Annotated in this window: 18 protein-coding genes; 13 read left to right on the top strand and 5 right to left on the bottom strand. The window is 54.8% G+C overall.

Going from position 1 to position 22,831, the window contains the following annotated elements; all coding sequences use genetic code 11:
• Positions 1-5: 5 nt before the first annotated feature.
• From QPL98_RS17595 to QPL98_RS17555, 9 genes are all read left to right on the top strand, one after another.
• Positions 6-3,113, top strand: a complete 3,108-nt coding sequence (locus QPL98_RS17595) for an efflux RND transporter permease subunit (protein ID WP_303293689.1) — start codon at positions 6-8, stop codon at positions 3,111-3,113.
• 17 nt (positions 3,114-3,130) lie between these two features.
• The gene (locus tag QPL98_RS17590; RefSeq protein ID WP_035561679.1) at positions 3,131-3,487 is read left to right on the top strand and encodes a P-II family nitrogen regulator; all 357 of its coding nucleotides are present in this window, start codon (positions 3,131-3,133) and stop codon (positions 3,485-3,487) included.
• 279 nt (positions 3,488-3,766) lie between these two features.
• Positions 3,767-4,906, top strand: coding sequence for a TolC family protein (locus tag QPL98_RS17585; protein WP_303293688.1), 1,140 nt, complete (start codon positions 3,767-3,769; stop codon positions 4,904-4,906).
• Positions 4,907-4,927: 21 nt separating this feature from the next.
• Positions 4,928-6,193 (top strand): efflux RND transporter periplasmic adaptor subunit, encoded by a 1,266-nt coding sequence (locus QPL98_RS17580; RefSeq protein ID WP_008174785.1) that lies wholly within the window; start codon positions 4,928-4,930, stop codon positions 6,191-6,193.
• Between the two features lie 14 nt (positions 6,194-6,207).
• Positions 6,208-9,405, top strand: coding sequence for an efflux RND transporter permease subunit (locus QPL98_RS17575; protein ID WP_264995182.1), 3,198 nt, complete (start codon positions 6,208-6,210; stop codon positions 9,403-9,405).
• Between the two features lie 76 nt (positions 9,406-9,481).
• Positions 9,482-9,643 (top strand): hypothetical protein, encoded by a 162-nt coding sequence (locus QPL98_RS17570; RefSeq protein WP_008169856.1) that lies wholly within the window; start codon positions 9,482-9,484, stop codon positions 9,641-9,643.
• A complete protein-coding gene (locus tag QPL98_RS17565) occupies positions 9,624-10,013 on the top strand; it encodes a GtrA family protein (protein ID WP_039881780.1) in 390 nt (129 codons plus the stop codon). Before QPL98_RS17570 ends, QPL98_RS17565 begins: the two co-directional genes overlap by 20 nt.
• Complete coding sequence (locus QPL98_RS17560; protein ID WP_008169859.1) at positions 9,997-11,025, top strand: glycosyltransferase family 2 protein; 1,029 nt, start codon at positions 9,997-9,999, stop codon at positions 11,023-11,025. Before QPL98_RS17565 ends, QPL98_RS17560 begins: the two co-directional genes overlap by 17 nt.
• On the top strand, positions 11,009-12,505 hold the full coding sequence (locus tag QPL98_RS17555) for a glycosyltransferase family 39 protein (protein WP_123891319.1): 1,497 nt from the start codon (positions 11,009-11,011) through the stop codon (positions 12,503-12,505). The genes QPL98_RS17560 and QPL98_RS17555 overlap by 17 nt, the downstream gene beginning before the upstream one ends.
• A 75-nt stretch (positions 12,506-12,580) precedes the next feature.
• Here QPL98_RS17555 and QPL98_RS17550 read toward each other — a convergent pair whose 3' ends face one another.
• Together QPL98_RS17550 and QPL98_RS17545 are read right to left on the bottom strand one after the other, a co-directional pair.
• The gene (locus tag QPL98_RS17550) at positions 12,581-13,903 is read right to left on the bottom strand and encodes an ATP-binding protein (protein ID WP_303293687.1); all 1,323 of its coding nucleotides are present in this window, start codon (positions 13,901-13,903) and stop codon (positions 12,581-12,583) included.
• Positions 13,904-13,932: 29 nt separating this feature from the next.
• Positions 13,933-14,604 carry a response regulator transcription factor gene (locus QPL98_RS17545; protein WP_303293686.1) on the bottom strand — a complete coding sequence of 224 codons (672 nt, stop codon included), beginning with the start codon at positions 14,602-14,604 and terminating at the stop codon, positions 13,933-13,935.
• Between the two features lie 234 nt (positions 14,605-14,838).
• Here QPL98_RS17545 and QPL98_RS17540 point away from each other — a divergent pair, with 234 nt between their 5' ends.
• Positions 14,839-16,677 carry a copper resistance system multicopper oxidase gene (locus QPL98_RS17540; RefSeq protein WP_303293694.1) on the top strand — a complete coding sequence of 613 codons (1,839 nt, stop codon included), beginning with the start codon at positions 14,839-14,841 and terminating at the stop codon, positions 16,675-16,677.
• Between the two features lie 20 nt (positions 16,678-16,697).
• On the top strand, positions 16,698-17,462 hold the full coding sequence (locus QPL98_RS17535) for a copper resistance protein B (protein WP_199451743.1): 765 nt from the start codon (positions 16,698-16,700) through the stop codon (positions 17,460-17,462).
• Between the two features lie 167 nt (positions 17,463-17,629).
• Here QPL98_RS17535 and QPL98_RS17530 read toward each other — a convergent pair whose 3' ends face one another.
• Entirely contained in the window at positions 17,630-18,985 is a 1,356-nt protein-coding gene (locus QPL98_RS17530; protein ID WP_303293685.1) for a hypothetical protein, read from the bottom strand.
• A gap of 284 nt (positions 18,986-19,269) precedes the next feature.
• On the opposite strand from QPL98_RS17530, the gene QPL98_RS17525 reads away from it, so the two are divergent.
• Together QPL98_RS17525 and QPL98_RS17520 are read left to right on the top strand one after the other, a co-directional pair.
• Positions 19,270-19,518 carry a hypothetical protein gene (locus tag QPL98_RS17525; protein ID WP_303293684.1) on the top strand — a complete coding sequence of 83 codons (249 nt, stop codon included), beginning with the start codon at positions 19,270-19,272 and terminating at the stop codon, positions 19,516-19,518.
• Positions 19,467-19,970 carry a hypothetical protein gene (locus QPL98_RS17520; RefSeq protein WP_058577644.1) on the top strand — a complete coding sequence of 168 codons (504 nt, stop codon included), beginning with the start codon at positions 19,467-19,469 and terminating at the stop codon, positions 19,968-19,970. Before QPL98_RS17525 ends, QPL98_RS17520 begins: the two co-directional genes overlap by 52 nt.
• Before the next feature lie 17 nt (positions 19,971-19,987).
• Here the strand turns inward: QPL98_RS17520 and QPL98_RS17515 are convergent, their stop codons facing one another.
• Both QPL98_RS17515 and QPL98_RS17510 read right to left on the bottom strand, forming a co-directional pair.
• A complete protein-coding gene (locus tag QPL98_RS17515; protein WP_303293683.1) occupies positions 19,988-21,349 on the bottom strand; it encodes an NADH-quinone oxidoreductase subunit N in 1,362 nt (453 codons plus the stop codon).
• Positions 21,349-22,818: a NuoM family protein gene (locus QPL98_RS17510; protein WP_104270560.1), complete on the bottom strand. Its 1,470-nt coding sequence runs from the start codon at positions 22,816-22,818 to the stop codon at positions 21,349-21,351. The genes QPL98_RS17515 and QPL98_RS17510 overlap by 1 nt, the downstream gene beginning before the upstream one ends.
• Between the last annotated feature and the right edge of the window lie 13 nt (positions 22,819-22,831).

Below are 22,831 nucleotides of genomic sequence, written 5' to 3'. Positions count from 1 at the left end.
GGAACATGGTTAACGCAATTGTGAATTATGCGCTGAACAACCGTCTGATGACGATTGTTTTTGCTATCGCCGTGATCGTTGCCGGGGTATTTTCATTTCAAAAACTGCCGGTGGACGCATTTCCCGACGCGACGCCTACCATGGTTCAGGTTTTTACTGCCAGTCCTGGTCTGTCGCCGGTGGATATTGAAACGCTGATTTCCTATCCCATTGAAATCAGCATGTACGGCATCCCCAAGTTGCAGAAGGTTCAGAGCACGTCGATTTTCGGGCTTTCCCGGGTGACCATCTATTTCGAAGATGGCACCGATATATACTTCGCCAGGCGGCTGGTAAACGAACGGCTTTCAGAAGCCAAGCGCCAGATCCCGGAGGGCATGGGGGAACCCGAACTAGGACCCATCACCACGGGCTTGGGACGTATCCTGATGTATTCCCTGAAAGCTGAGGACGAGAGCCAGTACAGCTTGCAGGAAATTCGCACGATCCAGGACTGGATTGTTAAGCCGCAGCTCAGAACCGTTCCGGGTGTAACCGGTGTGCTGTCCATCGGCGGCGAGGTAAAACAGTATCAGGTCAATATCGATGCGCAGAAGCTTCAGGCAAGGAACCTGACAGTGTCTGACGTTCGCGGCGCCCTCACCCAGAATAATCGGAACGTCGGCGCCTCTTTCATTACGCGAGGAGGTGAAGAGTATATAGTTCGCGGCTACGGTTGGGTTAATTCAGGTACCGAGGGCATCGAGGACATCCAGAACATCATTGTGTCCAAGAGTGAGGGAGAGTCTCCTATTTATGTCAGGGATGTGGCAGAGGTTAGCCTTGGACCGGCAATTCGCCGCGGCGCGGAGGTGTCCTCGGGTGAGGAGTCCGTTGGCGGTTACGTGATGAAGTTGATCGGGACCAACACCAGCCAGGTGCTTGAGGACGTCAATGCAAAAATCGACGACCTGAACAAGTCACTTCCGGAGGGTCTGAAGATCGAAGCGTATTACTCCCAGGCGGAGTTGGTGGGCAAGGCTATAGGCACTGTCGAGAAAGCGTTGCTTGAGGGCTCGGTTCTGGTGCTGGTGTTCCTTTATCTGTTCCTGGGAAACATTCGTTCCACACTGATCGTGGTGGCGACGTTGCCGTTGTCTGTACTCTTTGCGTTCATTGCTATGCGCATGTCGGGCCTGTCGGCCAACCTGATGAGTCTGGGCGGGCTGGCTATCGGCATCGGCATGATGGTGGACGGCGCTGTGGTGATGATAGAGAACATCTTCCGACATATTGAAGAGCGATCGGACGAGAAAATCAGCGTGCTCAGGCTTGTTGGTGAATCCGCACGGGAAGTGGCTCGTCCGATCGTCTTTGCCATCGGCATCATTATTATCGTTTTTCTGCCGCTATTTACGCTGCAGGGCGTCGAGGGCAAGCTGTTTTCGCCCATGGCTTACACCATCAGTTTCGCTCTGATCGGCGCATTGCTGCTCGCGTTGACGTTGGTGCCGGTTCTGGCCTCGCTCTCATTCAGGATGGGTGGGCACCATAAGGAGCCGAAGCTGGTTCTATTCCTTAACCGGCTTTACAAACCGGTGGTCAATGTGGTCGTCAAGGCGCCAAAGGTGGTGATGGGCGTTGCAGTGCTGGCCTTTGTCGGAAGCCTCCTGCTGTTTCCCTATCTTGGGAGCGAATTCGTCCCCACCCTGAGGGAGGGCACTTTCCAGATCCGCTCAACACTGCCGCCGGGAGCCAGCCTGGAGTCCGCGATTAAATATGGCAAACGAGTCCAGTCCGTTGTGGAAGAATTTCCCGAGGTAACAGGCACCTACGCACGGATCGGTCGAGCCGAGGTGGGAGGCGACCCTGAGCCGGTAAACGTAGTGGCGACGCTTGTTAACCTCAAGCCTTTGGATCAGTGGAGAGAGGATGTGCGCTATGAGGATCTTCAGAGCGAGATCGCAGAAGCGTTGAATGAACGAGTCCCAGGGCTTGCCAACAATCTGTCCCAGCCGATTCAACTCCGTACCGACGAACTTCTGTCGGGCGTTCAGGCGCAATTGGTCGCCAGCATTTTCGGTGACGACCTGGATGAACTGGGTCGGATCGGCAGGGAAGTCGCTGCCCTGGCCAGAGAGGTGCCTGGTGCAACGGACGTCCGCGCCCAGCAGAGTGCGGGCAAGAAGCAAATTGTTATTCGCCCCGACCGTGAAGTGCTGGCGCAGTTCGGCATCAGCATTGATAACCTGATGAGTACGGTCGAAACCGGAATTGGCGGTAAAGGGGCCGGGCTGGTCTTTGACGGTGTCCGGCGATTTGAGATTTTCACCCGACTGCAAGAGTCCTACCGTGGGTCCATTGATGAAATCAGAAAGCTTCCCCTCAGGGGCAACAGTGGCGAGCTTATTCCGCTTTCACGGGTGGCTGATGTTGAAATGTACGCCGGCCCGAAGAAAATTTCGCGCTCCAATGCCAGTCGGCGACAGTACGTGCAGATGAACGTGCGTGGTCGCGATATGGGCGGTGTTGTTCAGGATTTGCGCAAGCGGATCGAGGAGCAAGTGGACATGCCGCCGGGGTATTTCGTGGAGTTCGGCGGTCAGTTTGAGAACCAGGAAAGGGCCATGGCTCGGCTTGCGATCGTTGTGCCCATTACCCTGGCGCTTATTTTCCTGCTTCTTTTCTCGGCATTCAGTAGTCTGCGCTATGCGGTGCTGATCTTCATGAATGTGCCCTTTGCGATTACCGGTGGCATTGTCGCGCTGTTTGTGACGGGGCTTTACCTCTCTGTGCCCGCTGCCGTGGGATTCATCGCGGTGTTTGGTGTGGCCGTACTTAACGGCGTGGTGATGGTGAGTTACATCAACCAGTTGCGGGACGAAGGCTACGAAGTCATTGAAGCAGTCAAGCTGGGTGCTCAACGCCGTTTGCGGCCGGTTCTGATGACCGCCTCTGTGGCTATTCTGGGGCTGATTCCCCTGCTGCTGGCCGATGGCATTGGCTCTAATGTCCAACGGCCACTGGCAACGGTTGTGGTTGGCGGTCTGATCACTTCAACGCTGCTGACGCTGGTGGTGTTGCCCAGTGTGTACCAGTGGTTTGCATCTGAACGTCGTGACATTTCAGTCTGATAGTCAGGAGACGGTTTATGTATGAAATAAAAGCGTATGTCAGAGAAGTGATGGCAGAGCATGTGGTTGATGCTCTGGCCAAAGTTAAGGGGGTGGCAAGTATTGCTGTCGTGTCTCTCGGCGAATTTGGTCATCTGGTCGGCGATGAGTCGCCTCTGGAGAAAGTGAAGATGGTCAAGCTGGAAATAGACGTAGCGACCGATGATGTCGCTGGTGAAGTTGTGGAACTCATTGTCAGAACGGGCAGAACCCAGGAAGGGCACCCGGGTGACGGCAAGGTGCTTGTATCCCGCCTGGTTCGGGCTGTTCGTATCGACGATGGTGCGACCGACGAGAGCGCACTTCAACCGGCATCAAACCAGCGCTTTTCCTAGATTGGATGGCGGCATCGTGGCCATGAGTCGCGATGCCGCTTCTCCCCGCCCTTATTGAGGAGCACTTTCAAGTTCCCTGAGCTAATGCCTTCCAAATTCAAGTTCATTTCAACCTTTTCACTTACTATCTCCACCTACCTTGTCATGGGCGTCTCGCCCCCATGAATTGTGGCTAACAACCCCTTCGGGAGAAAGTCGATGAAGGCAAGCAAGCACTCGCCCAGGGCGTTGCTGTGTTCAGTACTATTGTCTATTCCTCTGTTCGGTCAAGCGGAGACTGTGAATTGGACAAATTGGCTCACTGGCCAGATAAGCAAGCATCCGGATGTCATGGCGGCGACAGAGCAGGCGGCAGCCCGGAATCAGGATGCTGAGGCAAGCGAACAACCGCTGTATAACCCGGAGCTGTCTGTTGGAGCAGACAGAACGGGCAGTGACAACAACTTTGTGGCAGGGCTATCACAAACGATCGATTGGTCTGATCAACAGGGTGCGCTAAAGGACAAGGCAAAGCTGATCAGGCTTTCCGCTGAAGCTGATTTGAACGAGGCGGTTTTGGCACAAACGTCCGAGTCGCTGTTTGCGCTTGTCGAGTGGCGCGCGGCGACGCGTGCCGAAGAAATTGCGGAATCCCAGCAACACCGTCTGAATGCCTTGCTGGAGCAGGTTGAGCAACGCCAGCAGGCGGGCGACCTGGGGAGTACCGATGCAGAGTTGCTTTTTTTAAGCCTTTCTCAGCAGCTCAGTGAACTCGCCCAGGCAAAGGCCGCAGTTGATCGAACAGAAACTCAAGTTAGAGAACGTCTGCCGGACTGGAGGCCTCAGGATGGGGGAATCCCCGGGCACATTTGGCCGGCTCTTGCTTCCAGGGTCGATAACGACAATTTGCTGGATCATCCGTCAATTGCTGCTGCCCGCGCGAGGTGGCAGGTGCTGCGGAGCGAAGCCGAGGTGGTCAGTCGCAGAGCGACGGCATCTCCCACGGTCGGGCTGAGCGGAGGGCGTGATGGCGGTGAGAACCTGGTTGGCCTGACGTTCTCGATCCCTCTGAACGTCCGTAATAACTACAGCGCTGAAACCCGGGCTGCGAATCGACGGGCTCTGGAGGCGGAAGCGCGGTTTCAGGCGCTCTACCGGAAACGACAATATGACCTGGCAGGCGCTCGCGCTTCCTGGAAGCGATACGACACCCAACTTCGTCGATGGACAGAACTCTCCCAGGGGCGTGTACAGCGAAGTGCTGATTTGCTTGAGAAGCAGTGGCAGGTCGGCGACCTCTCCACCTCTGAGTATCTCCAGGCGCTGGGCCAGCGCGCGGAGAGCCTGAAAACCGGTATTGAACTGGAAAAGCAGGCGCAGTTGGGTCTGATTGAGCTCTTGAGCCAGTCTGGCGAACTGATCACCCTCTTCCAATACTAGTCTGGAAACTGGATATTCATTATGAAAAAAACTCTGATTTCTGTATTCGCATTGACGTTGCTTACAGCCCCACTTTCTTTTGTACAGGCAGAGGAAGATGCTCATCAGGAAGCCGGTCATGATCATGCTGCCAGTGGCGACGATCATCAGGAAGTCACCGGTGAGGAGGGCGAGTATAAGGAAGATCATGGTGAAGAAGGTGAGCATGAGGAGGAAGGTGATCATGAAGAGGAAGGGGGGCACGGCCACGAAGACGAGAACGGTGGCCATGAAGAAGCGGCCACCGCAAGCATCAATGCCAAACAGAAAGAGCTCGCCGGCATTGAAGTAGCAACCCTCGAAAGCAAGCACGTTGACTATGAAATCTACGCTCCCGGTGAGCTGCTGACCAACGGCTATACCAGCTATCACGTGTCCCCCCGGGTTGCCTCAGTGGTGCTGCGGCGTCACGTGGAACTGGGTGAGCACGTAACCAAGGGCCAGCCGCTGGTAACCCTGTTCAGTGAGACGGTGGCACAGGCGCAGGCGGATTACAGGAAAGCTTTTCCTGAATGGAAGCGAATCAGCGGGCTGGGTCGTTCCGTGGTTGGCGATCAGCGGTTCAATACAGCGAAAGCCAACATTGAAGCAGCAAGGGCGACTCTGCTTGCTTACGGGCTGAACGATGATGACATTGGTGCGTTGAAGGCCAGCGGGGTGGATAGTCTCGGTGAATACATGCTCAGGGCTCGCGTGGATGGTGCAGTACTGACCGATGAGTTTGAGCAAGGACAAAGAGTTGAGGCTGGCCAGCCGCTGGTGACTCTTGCTGATGAGAGTGAGCTTTGGGTAGAAGCCCATCTGCCAGCAAGCTCCGACATTGTTCTAGAGAAGGGCGCGGAAGCCGAAGTCAGGGCAGCGGGTCGTGTGGGCGTGGCAACGGTGTCCCAGGAAGCCCACACCATTGATCCTGTGACCCGCACGCGGATTGTCAGGCTTGAGCTGGACAATCCTGAAGATCGTTTTCATCCAGGAATGTTCGCAGATGTGTATTTTCGTTTTAAGACCAGCGAGCCGGTGCTTGCCGTGCCGGAGACTGCATTGATGCGTGGCGCGGACGGCGACTGGACGGTCTATGTGGAAGAGGCCGAAGGCGAGTATGAACCCGTGGAAGTGGAACTGGGCCGCTCAATTGGCGGGCTCCGTGAGGTTTCCGGCCTGGCTGCGGGCCAACGAGTCGTTTTGCGGGGCGCATTTTTTGTGGCCTCTGAGATTGCCAAAGGCGGCTTTGATCCGCACAACCACTGATTCCGGGAGCCATTATGTTCAACCGAGTTGTCGACTGGGCGGTTCAGAACCGCCTGTTGGTTCTTATTGCGCTTGCAGTGCTTATCGCCACGGCCGCGTTTCAGATACCAAAACTGAATCTTGATGCTTTCCCCGACGTTACAAACGTCCAGGTCGCTGTTAATACAGAGGCGCCCGGACTTGCGGCTGAGGAAGTCGAGCAGCTGATCACCTATCCCATTGAAGCGGTGATGTATGCGTTGCCGGATGTTGAGGAGGTTCGGTCCATCTCCAAAACCGGGTTGTCTGGTGTCACCGTGGTCTTTAAAGAGGGCACGGATATCTATTTCGCGCGCCAACTGGTTTTCGAGCGGTTGCAGGCCGCGCGGGAGCTGATTCCGGACGGGGTCGGGGTGCCTGAAATGGGGCCGAATACGTCCGGTCTTGGCCAGGTCTACCAGTACTTGCTGATAGCGGACCCGGATTCGGGGTACGACGCAATGGAATTGCGCAGCTTGCACGACTGGCTGGTCAAACTGTTGCTGATACCGGCTGAAGGGGTTACGGAAATCCTGTCGTTTGGCGGAGAGGTCCGCCAGTACCAGGTTAACCTGAACCCGGCGCGAATGCTGTCCTATGACTTATCACAGAACGATGTCATGGAAGCCCTGGAGAACAACAACTCCAATGTTGGGGGCTGGTATATGGGCCGCGGGCAGGAGCAGTTGGTTATTCGCGGTATGGGCTGGCTGGGTAATGGCGAGCAGGGGCTCGAGCAGATCCGTCAGGTGCCCGTTAAAACCAGTGATGGCATTACAGTGACAGTGAACGATGTCGCCGAGGTAGCGCTGGGCACTGAAATTCGCCAGGGTGCGGTAACCATGACCCGGAAGGATGAAGCCGGTCAGGTTGAACAACTGGGTGAAGTGGTTTCTGGCATTGTACTCAAACGAATGGGGGCCAACACAAAAGCCACCATCGACGGCATCGAGGCCCGCATTGATCGCATAAATCAGGCGCTTCCGAGTGGGGTTCGTTTTGAGCCCTATTACAACCAGGCGGATCTGGTGACCAAGGCCGTAGAGACGGTGACCAATGCGCTTCTGTTGGCTTTTGTGTTTATTGCGATCGTGCTTGCCCTGTTCCTGATGAATCTGCGGGCAACAACGCTGGTGCTGCTTTCAATACCGATTTCCATCGGGATTGCCCTGATGATCATGGCCTGGTTCGGTCTCTCGGCCAACCTGATGTCTCTGGGCGGTATTGCTGTGGCAATCGGCATGCTGGTGGATGGCTCTGTTGTTATGGTTGAGAACATGTTCAAGCATCTGACCCATCCTGATGGCGAGCATGACGCCCATCGGGATGAGTTGGCTGGAGATGACCCCGATCCATTGGACGCGTCACACGATGATCATGGCATTGCCCTTCGTCTCCAGGAAGCCGGCCGGGAAGTGGCACGGCCGATTTTTTTCGCGACGGCGATTATCCTGGTCGTTTTCATGCCTCTGTTCAGCTTCGAAGGTGTGGAAGCCAAGCTGTTCCAGCCAATGGCAATCAGCATCATGCTGGCTATCGTGTCGGCGGTGATCGTCGCTCTGGTGGTTGTACCCGCGCTGGCGTCATACATGTTCCGTAAGGGTATCCGGGAGCGGGAAAGCTTCATTCTAAAACCCCTGGAAAAGCTCTATCGCATGGGGCTTGCCTGGTCACTGAAGCATAGCCGCGTGGTTGTTGGCGCGGCGGCGGTTCTTGTTGTACTGGCGGCGCTGATTGTTCCACGACTGGGCACGGAGTTCGTGCCTGAACTGGAAGAGGGCACGATTAACCTCCGGGTGACCCTGGCCCCTTCATCAAGCCTCGATACGGCGCTTGAAGTGGCGCCGAAACTGGAGGCCATGCTGATGGAGTTTCCAGAGGTGACTTACGCTCTGTCCAGGGCTGGCCGAGCAGAAATAGGCGGCGACCCGGAGCCAGTTAACAACATAGAGGTCTATATTGGCTTAAAACCAACTTCGGAGTGGACCAGCGCCAGTAATCGCTATGAATTGCAGGCTCTGTTTGAGGAGAAGCTCGAACAGCACCCGGGACTACTGTTTAACTTTTCTCAGCCTATCGCGACTCGGGTTGATGAATTGTTGTCAGGTGTTCGTGCGCAGTTGGCCATCAAACTCTTTGGCCCGGATCTCGACGTACTGGCGGAGAAAGGCCAGCAGATTGAAGCGGCGGTCCAAACCGTTCAGGGAACACGGGATGTGGCCATGGAGCAGATTGCCGGTGAAGCGCAGTTGGTGGTTCAGCCAGACCGTCAGGCACTTTCCCGGTACGGACTCGCCGTGTCTGATGTGATGAGTGTCGTCCGGGACGGACTGGGTGGTGCCGCCGCGGGCCAGATCATCAACGGAAATGAGCGGTACGATATCTATGTGCGCCTGGCCAAACGTTTCCGGGAAGACCGGGATGCCATTGCTGATCTCAGGTTGCAGGCGCCTTCCGGAGCCTGGGTGAGACTCGGTGATGTGGCCGATGTGTCTATTGAGTCTGGCCCGCCCCAGGTGCGCCGCGACGACGTTCAGCGCCGTGTGGTCATTCAGTCCAATGTGCAGGGTCGTGACATGGGCAGTGTGGTTGCCGATATTCAGGATACCATCGCGTCAGAAGTGAACCTTCCCCCCGGCTATTCGGTGGATATTGGTGGTCAGTTCGAAAACCAGCAGCGAGCTCAGAAACGATTGACCATTGTGGTACCTGTATCTCTGGGCCTGATTGCGCTGTTGCTCTACTTCGCTTTCAGTTCGGTTGGTCAAGCGCTGTTGATTCTGGTCAACGTGCCGCTTGCCGTAATTGGTGGTGTCTTTTCGCTCTGGGTCTCCGGCCAGTATCTTTCAGTGCCCAGTTCCGTTGGATTTATCACACTGTTTGGTGTGGCGGTGCTTAACGGGGTCGTTATGGTCGAAAGCATCAATCAGCGAATACAGGATGGGTTGAACGTGGATACCGCGGTGTTTGAAGGTGCCGTCTCCCGTTTACGTCCTGTCTTGATGACAGCAATAACCTCGGCGCTCGGCTTGATACCGATGCTGTTGTCGACGGGCGTGGGAGCGGAAATCCAGAAGCCACTGGCCAGCGTGATTGTTGGTGGTCTCGTGACTGCAACTTTCCTGACACTCTTTGTTTTGCCGGTTCTGTTCGGTCGCTTTTCAAGAGCCAAGGTGGGTGATATTCAGCGGTAGATGTGAGGCGGAAATGCATAGTTGCGGTTACATGCATGGAAGTGTAATTCCGCCCGTTTTAACGGAGACGAGGGTCTTGCTGTTGAACTTTGCTCCTAGAAAGAAGGCTGTGACTGTGATTCTGGTGCCCGATGTTTCTGAAGAGTCAATGTTCACCATTTCCGGAATTGTTGTTGAAACATCGGGCACGATGGTTAGCCACGGGTGTGTCGGCCAGGATGAAGAAGGTTCCCTTTAAAAGAATAAGTGGATTTATTGCCGCCGGAGGAATGGCAACCCTTTTCCATTGGGCGGCCATGTCCGGCCTGGTTCTGCTTGGCATGGCCCCCGTAGCAGCCACCTTTTCTGGAAGCGTTGTAGGAGCGGTTACCAACTACTGGTTGCAGCGAACTTTGGCCTTTCCAAACGCACGCCCACACATCCAGGCCATCTGGCGATATGCCTTTTCCTGTTCACTCGCAGCTCTCCTGAACGTTCTGATCTTTTTAGTCCTGCATCAACTGTTTGAAATCTCTGTTGTGCCTGCTCAGCTTCTAACCACTGCGGCTGTCGCTGTATTTAACTATGTTGTCTACCAAAGGCTGGTGTTTCATGAACAAACCTCTTGAGACTTCCCGTGCGCCGAATGAATCAGAGCTGCTGTCCCTGGTGGTTCCGGTGTTCAATGAGCGTTCGATGCTTCCCCTATTCTTTGAGCATGTATTGCCGATCCTTGCGAGCCTCGATATTCGCTCGGAGATCGTGGTTGTGGACGATGGTAGCGAGGATGGCAGTGCCGAATTTGTTAGGACTTTCATTAAAAGGAAATCGAGCATCCGTCTCGTCAAGCTAAGCCGCAACTTTGGCAAAGAGGCAGCGGTAACAGCAGGGCTGGAGCATGCCAAGGGGGATGCGGTGATCGTTCTGGATGCGGACCTTCAGGATCCACCTGAATACATTCCCGAGATGGTCAGGAGTTGGAAGTCCGGCTTTGATGTCGTTCTGATGCAACGTCGATCACGTGTAGGCGAGAGTTTTCTCAAGCGCTGGAGTGCGCACCTTTTCTATCGCTTGCTGAATAAGACCAGTCGCACTGAAATCCCGGTCGACACGGGTGATTTCCGATTGATGAGCAGGCGGGCAGTTGATGCCCTTCTCCGGTTAGGAGAGCGCAACCGCTACATGAAGGGACTCTTTGCCTGGGTTGGTATGCCAACGACGATCATCGAATACGACCGGGCATTGAGAGTGGCTGGCGAGAGTAAGTGGGACTACCCGGGCCTGGTCGGCCTGGCCCTTGAAGGCCTGACTTCCTTCTCAGTGTCACCTCTCAGATGGGCAACGCTTGTCGGCTTGCTGGCCGCCTCCGTTGGTGGATTGTTCGGTGTCTGGATTGTAGCGAAGGCAATAATGCTCGGCGATCCGACTGACGGCTACCCATCGTTAATCGCCCTCATCAGTTTTCTGGGCGGCATACAACTGGTGAGCGTTGGTATCGTTGGTGAGTATGTGGGCAAAACCTACATCGAATCGAAACAGCGACCACTGTATCTGACCGAAGAAGTGGTCGAGAACAAAGAGGTATCAAGCCGAGACCAAATCAGCAACTTCAGAGGCGTCAAGAATGCTAAAGCGATTTGAGCCCTGGTTCTGGGTACTGGCTGCCGTATTGTTCAGTCGCTTTATCGGAATGACGCTGTTTCCCTTCGTGGATACAACGGAGCCCCGATACGCTGAAATCGCTCGTTTAATGGCTGAAACCGGGGACTGGATAACGCCCTGGTTTGAACCCGGCGTTCCGTTCTGGGGGAAACCTCCACTGTCGTTCTGGGCTCAGGCTGCCTCTATAAAAATATTTGGACTGTCTGAATTTTCTCTGCGGCTACCGGCATGGTTCGCCACGATTGGAATCGTATGGCTGACGTGGTGCCTTGCAAATCATGCGCGCGGTGCTGCGGTCGCTCGATGGTCTACTCTTGTGCTTTCCACGATGGTACTCACCTATATCAGTGCCGGCGCAGTCATGACGGATACGTTCCTGGTATTTGGAACGACCCTCTCCTTGGTGAGCGTGTGGTTTGTGCTTTCAGGGCGCTCTGACTATTGGCGCTGGTGGTTTTTCATGGGCCTGGCCATCGGTTTGTTGTCAAAGGGACCGTTGGCTGTTGTACTGACCGTTATCCCCCTGGTGCTATGGGCTGCTATTTTCAGGCAGCGGTTACAGCCGTTGAAAAAATTACCCTGGCTTCTTGGCTCACTTCTGACACTGGCGATTGCCGTGCCATGGTACGTGCTCGCTGAATTGAAAACGCCAGGGTTCCTCAACTATTTCATCATTGGCGAACACTTTAGCCGGTTTCTGGACCCCGGGTGGGCCGGCGATTTGTACGGTAGTGCCCATGACCGGCCCAAGGGCATGATCTGGATATTCTGGCTTTGGGCTTCATTCCCCTGGGGTATCATTGGCTTGGTTGGCTTTGGCCTTGCGGCGGCGCGAGGCAAAACAAAGGATATATTCACTGGTGCTGTTCAAGACGCCTCAACGCTGTATCTGTTGTTTTGTGCGATAACGCCAATGCTGTTCTTCACCCTGGCAGGCAACACGCTTTGGACGTACATACTTCCTTCTCTTCCGTTCTCGGCCATTCTGATTGCCGGATGGGTGTCGAAGCTCGATCTAGGTGCCTGGTCCAGAGTCAGGTCGGGGGCTGTATTGCTTGTGCCCGTTCTCATTACCCTTGTTGTGTTCATCAGTGTGAGCGGAGTCATTCCACTAAAAACCGAGAAACAATTGATAAGCCGGTATGAGAGCATCCATCAAGCGGGGGACAGTCCGATCTTCTACATTGGTGAGATGCCATTTTCGGCACGTTTTTATTCGTTGGGCGACGCTGTGGAAATCATCTCCACAGAATTCAACAGTCTGCTGGAAGCTGACGGGTACGCCAGGGTCTTTGCAGTAATTCCAAACCATGCGGTCGATGAGGTTCTTGGTCCGCGGGCCACTGACGCTCAGAAGTTGGGGGAGAACGAACGGTACCAGCTATTCTCGATCGATCTTCCGCCAACAGACAGCCAGAATGACCCCGTTGATTCTGAATTAAACTCGAAGAATGATTAATGACGCAGCTGATTACTGCTAAAACTGAGTCTTTGAAGGCCGGATTTTCAAGATGGCTGGCCTTTTGGCAGTGATCTAGTCCGGAAATGGCAGTAAAATCAGAATCCTGGCTCCTCCGTTTTTCGAGGATCCGATTTCCAGGTGTCCGAGGTTGTCTTCGACAATCTCGGACACGATGGACAATCCGAGTCCAAATCCGGCGACCGTTTCATCCAGCCTGGTGCCCCTGTCCATGACAGTGGCTGCCGCCTCGGGAGAAATTCCGGGGCCATCGTCCGCTACTTCTATGGAGAGTCCTGATGACGTGCGGGCGATTGTAACGTCGACGGTTGTCTGGCACCACTTCCCGCCATTTTCGAGTAAATTGCCAAGTAGCTCTGAAAGATCCTGCCGCTCCATAGGCCAATTGAAGTTTTCGGGTAAGGTGGTGTGGAGGCGGAAAACCGTATCAGGGAATATTTTTTCCATGACGGTGATGACACTTGCCGTGATTTCAACCGGCATGCACGTTCGTCCCATCTGTCTGCCTGATATGTCTGCCTTGCTCATCCTGTAGTTCAGGGATTTGTCAAGCTCCCGCAAGTTAGAGGTCATAAACACAATATCCTCCCGGGACGGAGGCAAGGTGTCGATGTCCGACAAAATGGCAAGATTGGCAGAGATAGAGGTTTTGACCAGGTGAGAGAGATCGGAATTCAGGCGGCGGTGGCGGTCCAGACGACGGTTTGACAGCTCAAGCAAATCATTGAGCTGGCGGATCAGCGGACGAAACTCTTCCGGTACGTGAGGGTTCAGGCGACTTTGTTTCCCGGATTGGAGCCGTCTCAGGTCCTCTTTTATCTTACTGATGGGCTTTAACGTCAGATGTGTAGTGGTTCCAATCAGGGCCAGCAGTATCGCGAGAAGAACGGCCGAGGCGCCGAGCAATGTCAGGTGAGCCTTCAGCGGTCGTTCAGAGAGCGCCCCCTCGGTTTCAAGAACGGTGATTGAGGCCAGTTTTTCACTGGCGGAGAAAATGCGTTTGAGCCCGAAAAGCGTGTTCGCACCCTGCGCTATGTGGATGAAACCCTCGGGCTTCTCTGCAGCGCCCTGCAGTTGGCTCTGGTCAAAGTTCGGGCTCGCCAGGACGCTTCCGCTAGCCGTTTCGATGACGATGGCATGCCCCAGAAGCATTTCAAACTGATTGATCATGTTGCTGAGGTCGTCGGTTGTGGGGGATTCAGCCTCAATGATTGCCTGAAAGTTTCCCAGCTCTTTGTTCAGGTGTTGCTTCCTGGACTCGTCCGATAGTTGCTTTATCACGTAGGTGTGTGAAAAGAATATCAGAGTAAAATATACGAGGCTGAAAACAGCACCATACTGAATGGCTGTTCTGCGGATACTTTTTGGAGCAGACATATTTTAACCTGGTTGGTTCACTCGGGCGTTCAGCGGGTAGCATCTTTTTCAAAGTAGTAGCCCTGGCCACGCAATGTTTTTATTTTATTGACCCCTATTATTTTTCTAAGCCGGGTTATGTAAACCTGAACGACATTTCTGGTGGGGCATCTTTCTATGTTGTAGAGGGATTCAACCAGTTCGTCCTGGGAAAACACTCGGTCCGGTGAACGGAGGAAACACTGTAAAAGGCGGAATTCCGTAGCTGTCAGTCTGAACTCTTTCTGGTCGGGCGTGGTAAGCGTTCGGTAGGTGGCGTTGAGATGAAATCCGTCGACGCTGATCTGGTCTGTCGTTCTGCCGTCCTTTCTGCGGATAATCGCACTGAGCCGGGCTTTCAGTTCATCAAACTCAAACGGTTTGGGAAGGTAATCGTCGGCACCCGCGTTCAACCCTTCTACTCTCTCAGTCCAGTTGGAGCGTGCGGTCAGAATAAGGATGGCCTCTTTTTTCCCGTTTTTTCTCCATCTTTGCATTAAAGAAAGTCCATTTTCATCGGGCAGTCCGATATCGAGAATAACGGCCTGGTAGGAGCTTGTTTCAATCAACGAGTCTGCTTCTTTGCCGGTTTTGGCGACATCGACTGTGTAGTGCGCCTGCGCAAGCCAGTCCGATATTTTTTTGGCAAGTACCGCATTGTCTTCAACAATCAGAATTTTCATTTGTAAGCGCCGTTTTTCGTGGTGGGAAAGTTTCGCCAGTCTGCCATGGATTGTACCAGTAACGGCAACTCCCCAGAAAAACAGCAACCCGTTAAAAATGGGGGGTTACCGGTCGACTTTTCAGTTTGATTTCAGTTACACCTGGTAGGATCAATAGTCGAGTCACGAACGCAAGAAGCTGTATATACATGGTTTTAGGAGCAACCTATGAGCGATAGACATTTCTATGCAGGTATGTCCAGGCGGCGCCTTATCCAAGGAGCTGCCACAATGGGACTTCTTGCCGGTTTCGACAGCTTGTTGCCGGCCTATGCTAGAGGACAACTGGACAACACGAACGCATTTCACACCGTGCGTAATGGCGCTGACATCTACGACCTGACCGTCGCGAGAACACCTCTCAAGATAGGGGGCACAGTCTCGGAACAGCCCATCACCATCAACGGCACTCTGCCAGCGCCTCTGGTGCGCCTCAAACAGGGGCGCGAGGCAATCTTGCGTGTCACCAATACGCTACCGGAGGCAACATCCATTCACTGGCACGGTCTGATTCTGCCGTACCAGATGGATGGCGTTCCTGGCGTCAGCTTTCCCGGCATCATGCCCGGCGAAACGTTTGAGTACCGTTTCCCGGTCGAACAGCATGGCACCTACTGGTACCACAGCCACTCTGGCCTTCAGGAACAGCTAGGCCACTATGGACCGATCATTATAGATCCGGCTGAGCCCGAGCCAGTCAGCTATGACCGCGAATACATTGTGGTTCTCTCCGACTGGACCTTCGATTCTCCCGCCGATGTCTTCCGCAACCTCAAAGTGTTTGAAGGCTATTACAACTACAACCAGCGCACCGTTGGCGACTTCTTCAAGGATGTCGAAACTATGGGTTGGGATGCCGCGTGGAGCAAAGCCGACATGTGGGGCAGAATGCGAATGAGCCCCCGGGATATCCTGGATGTAACCGGTTCTGAATACACCTACCTGATGAACGGGTCGCCTTCCGCCAGCAACTGGACCGGGCTGTTCCGTCCCGGCGAGAAAATTCGCCTGAGATTCATCAATGCCTCGGCGATGACCTACTTTGATGTCCGTGTCCCGGGCCTCCCGATGACGGTTATCTCCGCTGACGGCCAACCAGTGCAACCCGTTGAAACGGATGAATTCCGCATTGGCGTGGCGGAAACCTACGACGTGATTGTACAGCCAACCGACACGGCTCACACCGTGTTTGCCCAGTCACAGGATCGGTCGGGGTATGTGCGCGGAACGTTAGCCACCCGCAAGGGAATGGAGGCGCCAGTACCGCCCATGTATCCGCGAACCGAGCGCGGTATGGCCGCCATGGGCATGGGCGCGATGAGCATGGGCGCCATGGGCAAGGACGGCGATATGAACATGGACAGCGGCATGGACATGGGTGGCAAGATGGAAATGATGTCAGGCAGCAACGACAAAGCCCATGGCCAAATGATGATGAATGGCGCCGACTCGGGAATGAACAAGATGAGCTCGGACAAAGCAACGATGAATGAGGTCCCGACGGCGGGTCGGCCGATATCCCATGGCCCTGATAATCACGGTCCCGGGGCGGCCATGGTGGCTTCCAGCCCGCAATCGCGTCTGGATGACCCTGGTGTAGGCTTTGAAACAGCCAACCATCGGGTGCTGACTTATTCCCAGTTGCAGAGCATTGAGGGCTGGCCCGACAAGCGCCCGGCCGAACGCGAGGTGGAACTGCACCTTACCGGCAATATGGAACGTTACATGTGGTCGTTCGACGGCAAAAAGTTCTCTGAAGTCGATGGCCCGGTCAAGTTCTACCATGGCGAGCGCCTGCGATTGATCCTCGTCAACGACTCGATGATGGATCACCCCATTCACCTGCATGGCATGTGGATGGAACTGGAAACCGGTGCAGGTGAATATCGTCCACGCAAACACACGATTTCCGTCAAACCCGGCGAGCGTGTATCCGCGCTGATCACAGCGGATGCACCGGGTGACTGGGCTTTCCATTGCCACCTTCTGTACCACATGGACGCAGGCATGTTTCGTGTCGTGTCGGTCGTTTAACGGGATAGGGGATGAACATTATGATGAATCGCATCAAGTGGGTTGTGGGTGCCTCAGCCTTAACGCTTGCCTCGGGAGCCGGCGCCGCCGGTACTGGCGTTCAGGCCGAACCGGACTGGACGCTGCCGATACACGACAACCAGGTGTTTGGCCAGGTTCTGTTTGACCGGATGGAATACCAGCGTGACGGCGACAACGAATTGGCCCTGTGGGACGCCCAGGCCTGGATTGGTAAAGATCGCAATCGGCTCTGGGTCGAAACGGAAGGTGAGACTGATCTATCCAGCGACAGCGGCGACATCGAAAATTTTGATGTGCAGTACAGCTATCGCTTCGATCGCTTCTGGGATATACAGACAGGATTGGGTGCCCAGACAACGTTTGGCCCCAGCCCTAATAAGGAGCGCTATTCGGCCATTGTTGGATTGCAGGGACTTGCCCCCTACTGGTTTGAGGTAGACACAAATCTCCGAGTCACCGACGACGGTGACGTGTCATACGATCTTGAAGCCGAGTACGACTGGCTGCTGACCCAAAGGCTCATTTTGCAGGGCCGCGGCGAAACGCTCGTTGCCTTCAGCGATGTTGAGGAGTGGGGCGTCGGTAGTGGCATCAATAATGTGGGCCTGGGGCTCCGTCTGAGATACCACTTTTCGAGGGAGTTTGCGCCCTACGTGGGTGTTTCTTACACCCGCTTTCTGGGCAACACAGAGGACCTTCGTGAGCGCGAGGGGGAAGACGTCGAGTCCTCCAGCTTCGTGGCGGGCGTCCGGTGGTGGTTTTAGTACGATAATGCCCAGTAGAAAAGGCTGGCCCCTTTGCGTGGGTCAGCTAGTGTCCTCATTTGGAGGATTTCGTCAAAATCATTGCCGACCTTCCGCATGTCCGGCTCAATGACAAACGGCCGGACTAAGGCCCGGCCGTTGTATCAGATCATGAAATTACACGTTGATCAGTAACTGATATTGACCATAGCTACGACCTTATAGGTATCCTCCGGGTCATCTCCGTAGAAGTCCCCCATGAAACCGTAAGAGCCGCGGAGGCTGATGTCATACAAGCCAGCAAACTTTTTACCAACCTGAGCAGCGACTTCAGTACCAAGGGTTGAGCCGTTGGCCTGAGCTGCGCTGTCGGGCGCGTCGTCGGCAACGCGGAAGTAACCGGTGCCGTACTTCAGGTAGTAGTCGTTGGAAAGTTCCTGATCACCCGAGACCATCAGCCCCATCAGACCATATCCCTGGTAAGCTGCGTCATAAACTGACTTGGCCCCCTGGGAACCATTGTTGTAGTAGTAGTCTGTTCCGAAGATTTGCAGATTGCTGCTATTCAGCTCCCAGCCTGACTGGTTTGCCGCGAAGCGATCTGCACCATTGCTGCTGTCATCAGCCGGAATGTAGATGCCGTGAATCTTGAGACTTGCATTGCCCCAATGCCTCTGGGCATACAGATTCAACATGTACGTGTCGCCATCTGTTGCGTCAGAGTCACGCCCGGACGACTTTTTGTAAAGTACCGAGCCGCTATAGGCCATTTTGTTATAGGTAAAATCGGCGTAGGCACCGAAATAGTTGTCATCCGTTCGAGCCGCCGTACCATTCAGAGCAGCCTGACTGCTGTTGCTGATCTGAGCTCCGGTAAGGCCGTAGTGGAAAACCTCGCTGGGATGAAGTTCGGCACTCAACATGTAGAAGTCCACGTCGTCCGCAGAATCTTCATCGTTTTCTTCCCACTTGAACCAGCCACCTGTCAGCGTGGCCATACCAACATTGCCCGCAAAGGAGACGCCATTCATGTCGTCGTTGGTAACAAAGCTCTCGTACTTGCCGAAGCCATACCCCTGGACGCCCGCTCGCACCTTCCAGTCGCTGTTCGGCACCTTCAGTTCAGCGTAGGCATTTTTGGTCTCAACGCCAACGCCGTCGGCGCTGAGTTTGCCGCAATTGTCACCCTGGCAGCTTCCCTTCTCACCCCACGGAGAGTCGAACTCACCGTACCAAACCAGGCTCACATTATCATTGAGGTCGCCGGTGATCTTTGCCCGCAGGCGCTGATCAACAAAAGAACTGCTGTTATCGTTGGTTTCGTCCAAACTTTCTGAGGTCGCCTGCAGGCGGTAATAACCGTTCACCGTGAAGGGGGAATCGCCTTTCTTGAGCTCTTCCACTTCAGCCGTCAGTTGATTTATTTCAACCTTCAGGTCTTCTACGGTCGGTGACGCACGCCCGACCGGCTCCGCGGCCAACGCCGGTGTTGCTACTAAAGCTATCGCCAGCGGAGCGCTTATTGATTTGAAGATTTTGCTCACCTGAAACTCCTTATTTTAATTTTCATATCGACAACGATTTATTGCCTCAATATGGATGTGCCAGTTAAACGACACTTAATCTTGACGCACAAAGCTTGTAGTGGTCAACTGAAACGAACCTGAATTTTCAGCTAAATTTCATTTTCCCGATTTTCGTACTGACATCCCCACCCGTCAGACTGTCAGACCTGACGACGCATCAAAGAGGCTATTTCGCCCCCAGCGCCCATTCTTGGAGAGGTGCTATGATTGCTCACTATTGAAAGGCATACTGGGCGCCAAGCATGCAATCCGACCATTTGGCGCATGAAATCGAGATGGCCGCAATGAACCGACGAGTTATCTCCTTGCTGCTGCCGTTGTTTTTGGGTGGACCGGTTCTGGCCATTTCCGAAATATCGGGTGGTCAGGAGGGCGCTGCGATGAAGGGTTGCGATTTCAACTTCGGCTGCCTGAAGTTAGTAGATTGGCTGGATAGATTATGCATTGTTCACGTCGACCATCACGTAGAGGCTGGTTCCTGTTTTTTTTAATCTGGTCTGTCAGCTTTTTGCTGCATTTTTTTTGGGAAATGATCCAGGTGCCTTTCTTTACAGGGATGATGGAGGCGTCCCATGGTGCGGTCGTCTGGCTGTGCACGCGGGCGGCAATCGGCGATGCCAATATTGCACTATTTGCCTATGGCGTCGCCGCAGCGGCAACTAAAGATGGCTTTTGGATACAGGGGCGGTGGCGCCGCCATGCTTTAGGAGCGTATTTTGCTACCGGTCTGCTTATAACCATAGTCTTTGAAGCCTGGGCCACAGGCGCAGGCCAGCGCTGGAGCTACAATGATTCTATGCCCCTGTTTCCCTTCCTTGGCACAGGTATCGCCCCTCTAGCGCAGTGGATTATCGTTCCAACAGTCTCGCTCTTTGGTTTGCGTTGGCTCTACAGAGGCTGGCTTGATCTCAGACGTCAGGGCGGTGATTACTCCCGGCAATGAATAACGGGCTCCGGCCATCATGCAAACGGCCCTACAAACAACTGCGCAAATACACCGAAAAGGAGTGTGACGGTCAGCGTTATTATCAATACGGCTTTCAACCAGATATCAGTTCTGGCCACCACGACATTCCCTTGCCTGTACATCGGCACAACGAGGCGCAGATAAACTGCCAGCGAGAGTACGCTATTGATGATCGCCACCACTGCCACCCAGGTGTACTGCACGTCGATGGCTGCGGCAAACAAAAGGAACTTGCCGACAAAACCCGCCAATGGGGGAATCCCAACCAGCGATAGCAAAAAGATAACCATTGCGAGGCCAATAAGCGGCTGGGCGCGACCCAATCCGTCAAAATCGTTCAGAGTCCGTCCAGTACTGGCGGCAACGGCGAAAGCGCCCAGGTTCATGGCCGCATAGGCTGCGGCAAACAGGATGATGGATGGCAGCGCAAGCTCACTTGCGCCGACTGCGAGGATGCCCAGAAGAAAATAGCCGGATTGGGCAATCGACGAATAGGCAAGCAGCCGAATCACGTTAGTCTGAGCAAGCGCGGCCAGGTAGCCATAGGTCATGGTCAGAACAGCCAGACCGGCGATGATGGCGGTCCAACCACTTTCCGGGGGTAGATCGCGAACCACCTGAGCAAGTGCGAACAGAGCCCCGATCTTGGGCACCACGGACAGGTAAGCCGCTATCGACAGCGGCCCGCCCTCGTAGGCATCTGGCGCCCAGAAATGAAACGGAACCAGCGATGCCTTGTAGCCAAGGCCGATAACGACAGCCACAAAGCCGATGATGACGGCCATAGGCATGGTATCCATGCCCGGCAGATCAGCAAGCAAGGTGGAGCCGGCGGCACCGAACCAGTAACTCAGACCGAAAATCATGATTGCACCGGTGACCGAGGCAAACACGAAGAATTTCATGGCGGCTTCGGTGGCCGGGTCGGTATCCGGATAGGCGACCAGGGCGAAGGTGGCCAGGCCGGTCAACAGTGTGCCCAACACCAGGAACATCGTATCGCCCGCGCCGGCCAGAACCAGGGCGCCGAGGGTGGCAAAGCACAGCAGGCTGTAGACCGTACCCTCACGCGCGGTGCCTCGCACATCCACTCTCGCCAAAAATATGGCGAGGATGGTGGCCGGCAGCAGAATGAGTTTGGCCCACACACTGAGGTCGTCAACCCGGAAACTGCCACCAAACACCGTTGTGTCCTCACCAATCAGACTGACGGTCAGACCCGTGGCAACGATCAGACCGCTAACTGCGACCAGCAGCGCAATTTGCGGCCTACGCAGCATTTCCGCGATCAGCGCACCGACAGCCGTCAACAGTACGGCAATTTCAGGAATCAACAGTGCAAGATCACGAGCCATCACAGTGCCAGCGCCGATGTAGTGCGGTGGATGATACCCAGCACCCAGGAGGGTGCCACGCCAGTGCCGACAGTGAGCACCAGCAATGGCCCCACAGCAAGCCACTCACGAGCGCTCAAATCAGGCATGGACTGCCAGCGCTGCCGGGGCTCGCCCAGAAAGGTTTCCCGCAGTGCTTTGAGAAACGTACCGGCAATAATGGCAATACCCAAAATCACAACCACCGCGGCAGGCGAAGCGCTTAAAGTGGCAAGAAATATCTGAAACTCGGCCGGAAAGTGCGCCAGCCCGGGCAAGCCCAGCGATGCAAAGGCCGCCAACACAAAGGTCCAGCCGAGCATTGGGACCGTCTTGAGCAACCCACCCAATTCGCCCATTTCACGGGTGTGGGCACGGTCCTGGATCATGCCCACCAGCAAGAACAAGGCACCGGTAACCAGCCCATGGCTGAACATCTGCAATACCGCACCATCCAAAGCAACAGTTCGCACCGAGGGATCCAGAGTTATTGCCGCCACGGCCACACCGACAATGACATACCCCATGTGGTTAACCGACGTATAGGCGACCAAGCGTTTCAGATCACTCTGGGCCAGAGCGGCAAAAGCCCCGTAGAGCGCGCTGACAACACCGAGAACAAGAACAACAACGCCCGCTTCACGGAACGCATCGGGGGTCATTTGCAGAGCAAATCGAACCAGCCCGTAAGTGCCGAATTTCAGCATGACGCCGGCGAGGATGACGCTGCCGACGGTCGGCGCCTGCACGTGTGCGGCAGGCAACCAGGTATGCAGTGGCACCGCGGGGATCTTTACCGCAAAGGTGATCAGCATAGCGATCAATGCCCACATGGCCGCCGCGCCCTCCAGGGGGGGATTCTCAATCCAGGCTCGCATGTCGAAGGTCGGTTCGGGGCTGCCCAGATAAAGCCCGAGGATAGCAAGCAGAAGCGGCAGACTTCCCAGCAAGGTGTATATAAAAAACATCAACGCTGCCCGTTGCCTGTCTTCGTGGCCCCACCCGGCGATCATGAAATACATGGAGACAAGGGAAACCTCGAAGAAGACGTAGAACAGGATACCGTCGAGGGCTGTAAAGGTACCGATAGACGCAGTTTCCAGAAGAAGTACCAGAGCAATATAGGCGCGCGGACGTTCACGAAGCGACGACGCATAGATCACAGCAACCAGGAAAAGAACGGCGCTCAACAGCACCAAAGGCAGACTGATCCCATCAACTCCCACCCGGTAGGCGGCACCGATGGCCGGTATCCATTGCAGCTCTTCGACCTGGGAAAAGCCTGCACCGCTCGCACCCTGAAACCACATGGACAGAGCACCGATCAGTGTAAGGGCGGCGGTAATAATCGCTATGACGTGTACCGTACGCGTTGCGGGCTTCGGAAGACACAGAATCAGCACCGCGCCGACCAGCGGCAAAAACAGGGTGAGCGAGACAAGTGGTAACATGAATATGGGTTTC

Origin of the sequence: Marinobacter sp. ST-43 (assembly GCF_030541085.1) — a bacterium.
Taxonomy (GTDB): Bacteria; Pseudomonadota; Gammaproteobacteria; order Pseudomonadales; family Oleiphilaceae; genus Marinobacter; species Marinobacter nauticus.
The sequence above is the reverse complement of the archived record's forward strand: the minus strand, read 5'-3'. Positions and strand labels throughout refer to the sequence as shown.